This is a genomic window from Nocardia sp. CC201C (assembly GCF_030010695.1).
GTDB classification, from domain to species: Bacteria; Actinomycetota; Actinomycetes; order Mycobacteriales; family Mycobacteriaceae; genus Nocardia; species Nocardia otitidiscaviarum.
This window is the reverse complement of the sequence record NZ_JASCXP010000310.1, coordinates 1-9,013: the sequence shown is the minus strand read 5'-3', so window position 1 is coordinate 9,013 and position 9,013 is coordinate 1. Positions and strand designations below refer to the sequence as shown.

The 9,013-nt window shown below is 71.5% G+C and carries 8 protein-coding genes; 7 read left to right on the top strand and 1 reads right to left on the bottom strand.

The genetic code is table 11. The annotated features are described in order from the left end of the window. Positions 1–260 precede the first annotated feature (260 nt). Positions 261–902, bottom strand: coding sequence for a methyltransferase domain-containing protein (locus QK444_RS26300; protein ID WP_282784703.1), 642 nt, complete (start codon positions 900–902; stop codon positions 261–263). A 222-nt stretch (positions 903–1,124) separates the two neighbouring features. Here QK444_RS26300 and QK444_RS26295 point away from each other — a divergent pair, with 222 nt between their 5' ends. The 7 genes from QK444_RS26295 to QK444_RS26265 all read left to right on the top strand — a co-directional run. Continuing rightward, positions 1,125–2,291, top strand: coding sequence for a glycosyltransferase family 4 protein (locus tag QK444_RS26295; RefSeq protein WP_282784701.1), 1,167 nt, complete (start codon positions 1,125–1,127; stop codon positions 2,289–2,291). A 285-nt stretch (positions 2,292–2,576) separates the two neighbouring features. Next, entirely contained in the window at positions 2,577–2,963 is a 387-nt protein-coding gene (locus tag QK444_RS26290) for a hypothetical protein (protein WP_029929354.1), read from the top strand. A gap of 47 nt (positions 2,964–3,010) precedes the next feature. Then, complete coding sequence (locus tag QK444_RS26285) at positions 3,011–3,448, top strand: SRPBCC family protein (RefSeq protein WP_282784698.1); 438 nt, start codon at positions 3,011–3,013, stop codon at positions 3,446–3,448. Positions 3,449–3,486: 38 nt separating this feature from the next. Next, positions 3,487–4,776 (top strand): ArsA family ATPase, encoded by a 1,290-nt coding sequence (locus QK444_RS26280; protein ID WP_306356349.1) that lies wholly within the window; start codon positions 3,487–3,489, stop codon positions 4,774–4,776. After that, positions 4,773–6,626, top strand: coding sequence for a hypothetical protein (locus QK444_RS26275; protein WP_282784696.1), 1,854 nt, complete (start codon positions 4,773–4,775; stop codon positions 6,624–6,626). Before QK444_RS26280 ends, QK444_RS26275 begins: the two co-directional genes overlap by 4 nt. Then, complete coding sequence (locus QK444_RS26270) at positions 6,623–7,627, top strand: ROK family glucokinase (protein WP_039812271.1); 1,005 nt, start codon at positions 6,623–6,625, stop codon at positions 7,625–7,627. Before QK444_RS26275 ends, QK444_RS26270 begins: the two co-directional genes overlap by 4 nt. Positions 7,628–8,324: 697 nt before the next feature. Next, the coding region (locus QK444_RS26265; RefSeq protein WP_282784692.1) for a lysophospholipid acyltransferase family protein at positions 8,325–9,013 on the top strand (689 nt) is incomplete at its 3' end.

Sequence of the window (9,013 nt, the reverse complement as noted above, 5' to 3'; positions counted from 1 at the left end):
GCGGATGGTGGCGCGCACGGTCGCTCCGCGCGGACGGCGGCGGGGCGTAGCCGCGGCACCGGCGGATACGGATGCCTCGATCGGGTGGCGATGGAGGTGTAGCCGCGCCGTGGTGGCGTGCACGGATGCCCCCACCGTGTGGCGGCAGATCGCGCACAGCGGTGGCTCACTGCCGCCCGGCGGGCTCCAACGACCGTGTCTTCGGTTTCGCGTGCTACCCGCTGCCGCGGTGCGAGCGCATGCGCTGGGCAGCCGCGTGCTCACGCCCGCTGCCGTGCCACCAGGAGATGGAACGGCACCGGGCCGCCCGGGAGTGGCTTGTCCTCGACGTCGAATCCCGCTCGTCCCAGCGCGGCCTGGATATCCGCCACGGGGCGCAGTCGGAACCCATACGGCGTGAAGGGCATCTTCGCCATGGCGTCCGGGTCGCCGACGCCGATGACCAGGCGGCCCTTCGGGCGCAGCACCCGGGCCAGTTCGGCGCAGGCGCGGTCCAGGTCCGCGACGAAGTAGAGGGTGTTCACGGTGATGGCGGCGTCGAGGCTGTCGGCGTCGAAGGGCAGGTCGTCCAGGGAGCCCGCGAGCAGGCGCAGCCGACCGGCTCCGATCTCGGCGGTATGGCGGGATGTGGCGCGTGTCAGCATGTCGGTGGAGATCTCGACGCCGTACACCACCCCGTCGGCCCCGGCGCGCTCGAGCAGCAGCGGCAGTCCGACGCCGCCGCCGAAGCCGATATCGGCCGCGACCTCGCCCGCCGCCACCTCGGCGGCATCGACCGCCGCGGCGATCGCGGCCCGGTTACCGCGGTTCAGCATGAGAGCCACGACTCTTCCGAGGGGGCCGCTGGGATGGCCGAGCTGTCCGGCCACGATCGACATCAGTCGTCCGGCAAGTGAATTCATGCTCAGGCAGCCTATGCGGCGCGGCCGGTCCCGTCATCGGCGGTGCGCGCGCATATGCGCATACGACCGCAGCCGGTGCGCGTGCTGTGGGCAGGGCGGCCGGGGCCGCGCACGGGACGATTAACGGCATGTCGGCGCGGGAACGCGGCGTGGCGTCCTACAGCGGGTGCACGAAGTCGGCCGCGGACCGGGCGGCGGAGGCCGGTGCAGTAGTTTGAGGGCATGGGGCGAACTCTCCTGGTTACCAATGATTTCCCGCCGCGGCCGGGCGGCATCCAGTCGTACCTGCACGCACTCGCCCTACAGCTGCCCGCGGACGAACTGGTGGTGTACGCGCCGCGCTGGCGGGGCGACAGCCACTGGAAATTCGACGCGCAGCAGCCGTTCCAGGTGGTGCGGCATCCGACCACACTCATGCTGCCCACCCCGCTGGTGCTGCGGCGCACCCGCAAACTGCTGCGCGACGAGCAGTGCGACAGCGTGTGGTTCGGTGCGGCCGCGCCGCTGGCGCTGCTCTCGCCCCTGCTGCGCCGGTCGGGAGCCGAACGCATCGTGGCCTCGACGCACGGGCACGAGGTGGGCTGGTCGATGCTGCCCGGTTCACGGCAGGCGCTGCGGGTGATCGGCGATCACACCGATGTGGTCACCTACGTCAGCAAATACACGCGGCGTCGGTTCGCTGCGGCCTTCGGGGCGCAGTCGGCGCTGGAGTATCTGCCCCCCGCCGTGGATTCGGAGACCTTCGCACCCGATCCGGCGGCACGGGCCGAACTGCGCGCCCGCTACGGCCTGGGCGACCGGCCGACCATTCTGTGCCTGTCCCGGTTGGTCCCGCGCAAGGGTCAGGACGTGCTCATCCTGGCCATGCGCTGGATCAAGGAGCGGATCGACGGTGCGGTGCTGGTCATCGCGGGCAGCGGGCCGTACGAGCAGAAACTGCGAGGGCTCGCGCAGGCCATGGGCGTGGCCGACGACGTGGTCTTCACCGGTCGCGTGCCCGCGGCCGAACTGGCCGCCCACCACACCATCGGCGATGTCTTCGCCATGCCCTGCCGCACCCGCGGTTTCGGTCTGGACGTGGAAGGGCTGGGCATCGTCTTCCTGGAGGCGTCCGCGTCCGGGGTGCCGGTGGTGGCGGGCGATTCGGGCGGTGCGCCGGAAACGGTGCGGGAGGGCGAGACCGGCAAGGTCGTCAAGGGCGGCGACCCGATCGCCGTCGCCGATGCCATCGTCGAGATCCTCTCCGACCGCGATGCCGCCGCCGCCATGGGCGCCGCCGGCCGCGCCTGGGTGCAACGCCAGTGGCGCTGGGACGCCATGGGCGCCCGCCTGCGCCGCCTCCTCGATCCCGCACCGCACCCCGTCCGCCCCGGCCCCACGCTCGACTGATCCCGGATCTGAGCCGAACGAAGGCGGGCAGAACCCCGGCAGGTAGCCAACCCCGGCAGGTAGCCGAGAGCTGCGTCCCCCCCGGCCTGATGTCGCGAGGCTCGCGTCCGCCGGTCGGTTACCGCGAGGCTCGCATCCCCCCGCCGGATACCGCGAGGGTCGCGACCTGTTCGGACGTACCCGAACTCGCGGCGTGGCCCGGTTCTGGCAGCCCGACAGTTCGCAGGGCCCCGACAGCCGGAGCGGAACGGCGGCCGTCGAGCCCGGTCCGCTAGGCTCAGCCGGGTGAGCAGTATCCAGGTTGCCGACCAGACGTTCGTCGCCGCGCCCGGGGCGGCGGTGGGCGAACTGCTGGCCGATCGCGCCCGCTGGCGCCACTGGTGGCCCGACCTCACACTCGACGTGCGAGAAGATCGGGGCGAGAAGGGGATTCGCTGGACCGTCAAGGGACCGCTGACCGGCACCATGGAGGTGTGGTTGGAGGAGATGCTCGACGGCGTCATCCTGCACTACTTCCTGCACGCCGAACCGCCGGGCGCGGACGGCTTGTCGGCGCGTGAACTGATGGCCCGCAATCGGGCGCGCCGGGTCGCCGGGAAACGGATGGCCTTCGAGATCAAGGCGCGACTGGAGGCCGGACGACCGGCCGGCGTCGCTCCCGCGCCCCGCTGAGCACCGTCGCCACCACCGTTGTCGCTGGAAAGGAAGCGTTGCCCGATATGGCCGACCGGACGCAGAGGTCGATCGTCATCGACGCCCCGTCGGATCGGGTGATGGCCGTCATCGCCGACCTGGAGTCCTATCCGGAATGGGTGGCTGCGGCGCATGCGGTCGACATCCTGGAGAAGGGCTCCGACGGCCGTGCCCGCACCGCCCGCTTCGTGCTGGACGCGGGCGTCGTGAAGGACACCTACACCCTCGCCTACCGCTGGCGGCCGGACGGCAAGGCGGTGAGCTGGACGCTGGTGCGCGGTGACCTGCAGAAAGCGCAGGACGGCAGCTACGAGCTGATAGATCTGCCCGACGGCGGTACCCAGGTGGTGTACGAGCTGACGGTGGACCTGAACATCCCGATGATCGGCATGTTCAAACGCAAGGCCGAGAAGGTCATCACCGATACGGCATTGAAGGAACTCAAGAAACGGGTCGAAGGCTGACCGCGAGCAGGACCAAGCCGCAACCATCAACCACCCGGGTGGAACTGTTCGTCGGCAAGGGCGGGGTGGGCAAGACGACGCTGGCCTGCGCGACCGCCATGGCGTACGCGCGGGCCGGGCAGCGCGTGCTGCTCGCCTCCCTGGACCAGGCGCATTCGCTCGCTGACGCGTTGGGGGTGCGCATCGCGCACGATCCCGGCACGGTGCCGGGTGTGCAGGCGGTGCGACCGGGCCTCGATGTGATCGAGGTGGATTCCCTTGCGCTGCTGGAGGATCGGTTCCGTGAGGTGCTGCGGATGCTGTCCGGCGCGGGACACGATCACGGTATCGACATCGGTGCGCTGGACCCCGCCGAGCTGACCGGACTGCCCGGCGTGCAGGAACTGCTGGCGCTGCTGGAGATCGCGCAGTTCGTGGCGGACGAGGACTGGGATGTGGTCGTGGTGGATTGCCCGCCGTCGGCCGATATGTTGCGCATCGTCACCGCACCCGACACGCTCCTCGGCTATCTGGAACGGGTCTGGCCCGCGCACACCCGGACGTTGAGCGCCATCGGCGCGGATCTGCGACGCGCGGTGCTGGCCACCACGGTGGAGCGGATCGCCGCCGCGGTGTCGGGTGTGCGTGATCTGCTCGCCGATCGCACCCGCACCGGGACGCGCCTGGTGACCGCCGCCGAGCGGGTGGCGGTCGCGGAATCGACGCGGGTGCGCTCGGCCGCGGTGCTGCTCGGCCTGCGGCTGGACGCGATCCTGGTGAACAAGGTGCTGCCGCCCATGCCGCCCGTCGAAACCCGCGAGCTGCCCGATGCGGGTTCGCCCGCCGGTCCGGCACACCCCGCGGTGCAGTGGTATTTCAACCGCCGTGCCGAGCAGTTGGAGGTGGTCGCGGAGTTGCGGCGGCGCGTGGCCCCGACGCCGGTCGTGGTGGTGGGGCATACCGGTGCCGAACCGGTGGGCCTCTCGGCGCTGTCGGCGATGTCCTTCGATGTCGATGCGAGTGGCGGCTGGGTCGGATCCGAACCGGTCCCTATGCTGGGATCGGAAGTTGACGGTGTGCCCGCTGTCACCGGCGAGCCCACGGTGCGGCTGGAATCGGGGGCCGGCGTGCGGTCGGTGTACGCGATGCGCATGCACCTACCCGTGGTCGATCCGTCGACCCTGCGCCTGGGACGAGTGGAGGACGATTTGATCGTGGGAGCGGACGGGGTCCGGCGCCGCCTGCGCCTTGCCCCGGTGTTGCGGCGGTGCACGGTCGAGAATGCCGAACTCGATGGCGAACACCTCATCGTCCGATTCCGACCCGACCCTCAGGTATGGCCGATATGAGCGACCAGCACACCCGTGACCACCACGGCGCGAGCGAGGAGAACCTCGCCGAATTCGCCGCCGAACTCCGCCTGCTGGCCGAGGCCGTCCTGGAGCGCGTCGAACCCGTACTCCGTAAGACCGCCGCCGACGGCCGCGCCGAATGGTCCAGTTGCGCCTGGTGCCCCGTCTGCGCCGCCGCGGCCCTGCTGCGCGGCGAACACCACGATGTGGTGGCCGCCATCGCCGACCACGGCACCGCCCTGGTGACGGTGCTGCGCGAAGCCCTCGCGGGAGTGCCGGTGGAGCCGATCATTCCGCCCGAGGTGGATCCGGATTCGCCCGAATATGCTGGGGCGCATCGACATTCGTGGAGTGAGCGCGGTGCCGGGCCGGAGGGTGGCGCGGAGTACACGGGTCATCCGGGCGCGGCCCCCGGGGCCTGGACCGAGGGCATGGCCGGCGCTCCCGGCGCGGATCCTGGTGCGCCGGAACCGGATTCCGCGAGCCGCTCCGATGCGGCGGCCGGTCGTGATGCGGCGGCCGGCGCTGATGCCGCGACGAGCTCTGACGGCGCGACCGACTCTGGGGCGGCGACCGGTCCAGCGCGCGGCGGCTTCTGGAGCACGGTCGCCGCGAATCTCCGCTCGCCGGGCCGAGGTTCGACGCGCGGCGACGCCGCGTCCGGTGGTGATGCTGTGTCGGGTCGCGGTGCTGCGTCCGGTGGTGATGCTGCGTCGGGTCGCGGTGCTGCGTCCGGTGGTGATGCTGCGTCGGCTGGCGGTGCTGCCTCGGGTGGTGACGCCGCGTCGGGTGGTGAGCGCACCGGCGGGAACCCGGTCGGTCCCACCGCCAGCGCCGGTTCGGGCGGGTATGGCAACGCGCCCGGATTCGGGGGTGCCGCGGGCGCCGATCCGTCGGCCACCGATCGGCAGCATTCCTACGACGAGACCGCGCAACGGATCCCAACCTCCAGTCGCACAGACTGGTTCACGGCGGCCGCGGGTCCGAGCGGCGGCGGTCCGACCGCATCGCCGGGCGGTGTGGGCTCGTCGACCGAACCCGCACGCCCGTTCGCCGAGCCGACGCGTCCGGAACCCGCCACCGACGGCTCGCGCGGTGCCGACCTCGGGGCGCAACGCACGGGATACGCTGCGCCGCCGGTCTCTTCCGCCGGATTCGAGATGCCAGGCACCGGCAGGATATCGGGTTCCGCCGGGGACGACAGGTCGGCACCACGTCCTCCGAACGACAACGGCGGCGGCCGGAGCGCCGCCCCCGGCGCACCGCGCGTCCAGTGGCAGCCGGGCGATCCGAGTGCGGCTCCCGGACCGGGCCATTCGCCTACCGGCGCGGAGCAGGCGGCAAGCGCGGCAGGCCCGGTCTTCGGGCAGGCCGGCGGTCATCGCGGGACGGGGCGGACCGGCGGTCCCCAGATCACTGGGCAGGCCGGCGGCAATACCGGCGGGCCGGACGTTGTGCGCGGGAGTGCGGCCGGTGACGGTGGTCGTGGCGCTGTGCGCGGGAGTGCGGCCGGTGACGGTGGTCGTGGCGCTGTGCGCGGGCGCGGTGGTGATACCGCGGTGGCCGGTGGCCCGCGTGGTGAGACCGGCCGGGACGCACGGCGATCCGCCGGTGAATCCGGGCGCGAAGGCGTGGGGCGCGGGCAGGAGTCGGGGGGCCGCGGGCAGGAGTCGGGGGGCCGCGGGCAGGAGTCGGGGGGCCGCGGGCAGGTGTCGGGGAGCGGTGTGCCGTCGGCAGGCCGTGGTGGAGCGGGCGCGGGGCGCGGGGTACGGGGCACCGGACGTGAAGGGACGGCGCGGTCCGGCTATGTTCCTATCTCCGTGACCATCAAGCCCCCTACAACATGACGGCCGCCATGGGGCAGCCGCTGACCGTCGGCGTAGATGTCGGCGGAACGAATATTCGCGCGTCCGTGGTGGACGGCGCGGGCGAGGTGCTGGATACCGTGACCGCGCCGACGCCGCAGTCGGCGCGGGCGCTGGAGGACGGGCTGGCGCGGGCGGTCCGGGAACTGTGCGCGCGCCATCGGATCGGCGCGGTCGGGCTCGCGGTGGCCGGATTCGTGGACGAGGACCGGGCCACGGTGCGGTTCGCCCCCCATCTGCCGTGGGAGGACGCGCCCGTCGCCACCCGGCTCACCGAACGGCTCGGCCTGCCCGTGATCCTGGAACACGACGCCAACTCCGCCATGTGGGCCGAGTACCGGTTCGGCGCGGCCGCGGGCGGCCACAATGTGGTGCTGGTGGCGATCGGAACCGGGATAGGAGCCGCGCTGCTGGTCGGCGGCCAGCTGTATCGCGGAAGCTACGGTGTCGCACCGGAACTCGGCCACATCCAGGTGGTGCCCAACGGCCGCGCCTGCGCCTGCGGCAAACGCGGCTGCTGGGAACGGTATTGCAGCGGCACCGCACTGGTGGACACGGCGCTGGAGCTGCTGGCCACCGATCCGCAGCGTTCCACCCTGCTGGCCCGCGAGGTGCACCGCGATCCCGATTCGCTGACCGGCCGCCGGGTGGCGGGCGCGGCGCAGGACGGCGATCCGGTGGCCCTCGACGTGATGGCGGACTTCGCGCGCTGGCTCGGCCTCGGACTGGCCGCCGTCAGCGATATCTTCGACCCGGACCTCATCGTCATCGCGGGCGGCGTGAGCACCTCGGCCCCGCTGTTCCTCGACGATGCCCGCGACCACTACGCCCAGTCCATCACCGGCGCGAAGCACCGGCGGCTGGCCCGCATCCGCACCGCGCAGCTCGGGGAGGCGGCGGGCATGATCGGCGCGGCCGAACTCGCCCGCGCGGCCCTGGTGGCGAACCCGGACGCGGTGTCGGCGGGCAACCCGCCCTGCTGACCCACCGCGTCCCGGACGGATCGGTGCCCGCCGGACCACGCTGTGTTTGCGAGACCGAGCTGTGTTTGCGAGACCGAGCTGTGTTTGCGAGACCACGCTGTGTTTGCGAGACCGAGCCGTGCTCGCGAGACCACGCTGCGTTCGCGAGACCGAGCCGTGCTCGCGAGACCACGCTGCGTTCGCGAGACCGAGCTGTGTTCGCGAGACCGAGCTGTGTTCGCGAGACCGAGCCGTGCTCGCGAGACCAAGCTGCGTTCGCGAGACTGAGCTGTGTTCTCGTGGACCAGGCTGTGCTCGCGGGAGTGGGCGTGTCCGCCGGATCCGGCTGTTTCCGTCGGCCGGTTGTGTCCGTGGTGTGGGTTCGTGTCCGGCTGGTTGTTCGTTGTTCTCGGACGAGGCTTCTCGGACAGGGTGCGCTCGTGGGCCGGTGCCTGTGTCGGACGCATACGGTTGCCGTCGGACGCATACCGCCGGCGCGGCGGGGTATGCCGAAGGCGTTGCGGGCCGCGGCGTCTCGCCCAGGCCGCGACGGTGGCTTCGAATCGCGGGCCGCTGCCAGCAGGTTCGGTGTGTGCCAACCGTGTGAAAACTGCCGCCGGGGTTGGTTACGCCGAGGTCCCGGCGGTAGAGTCGGCAGCTGACGGTGGTGCCCGCAATGAGGCCGGTCCCGATCAGGAAAATCAGGGGAAAGGACGCGATGTTCTACTGGCTGCTGAAGTTCGTGTTGGTGGGACCGCTCATGCATCTCGTCAACCGACCCGAGGTCGAGGGAGTGGAGCACATCCCGACCAAGGGCGCGGCGATTCTGGCCGGTAACCACCTGTCGTTCACCGACTGGCTGTTCACCCCGCTCATGAGCCCCCGACGCATCACCTATCTGGCCAAGGCCGAGTACTTCACCACTCCCGGCATCAAGGGCCGTTTGCAGAAGTTCTTCTTCTCCGGCACCGGCCAGTACCCCATCGACCGCAGCGGTGCCGACGCCGCCGAATCGGCCCTCAACACCGCGCGCAAGCTGCTGGCGGAGGGCCGCCTGGTCGGCCTGTACCCGGAGGGCACCCGCTCCCCGGACGGCCGCCTCTACAAAGGCAAGACCGGGGTGGCACGCCTCGCCCTGGAGACCGGTGTCCCGGTGATCCCGGTGGCCCTGATCGGCACCGACGAGGTGTGCCCACCCGGTCCGTTCCGCTGGCGCAAGAAGAAGGTCATCGTGAAGTTCGGTGCGCCCATCGACTTCTCCCGCTACGAGGGCATGGGCGGCAACCGCTTCGTGGAGCGCGCCGTCACCGACGAGATCATGTACGAGCTCATGCGGATGTCGGGGCAGGAATACGTGGACGTGTACGCGGCCAGCCTGAAGAAGGGTGTGCCCACCGGTTCGCGGCC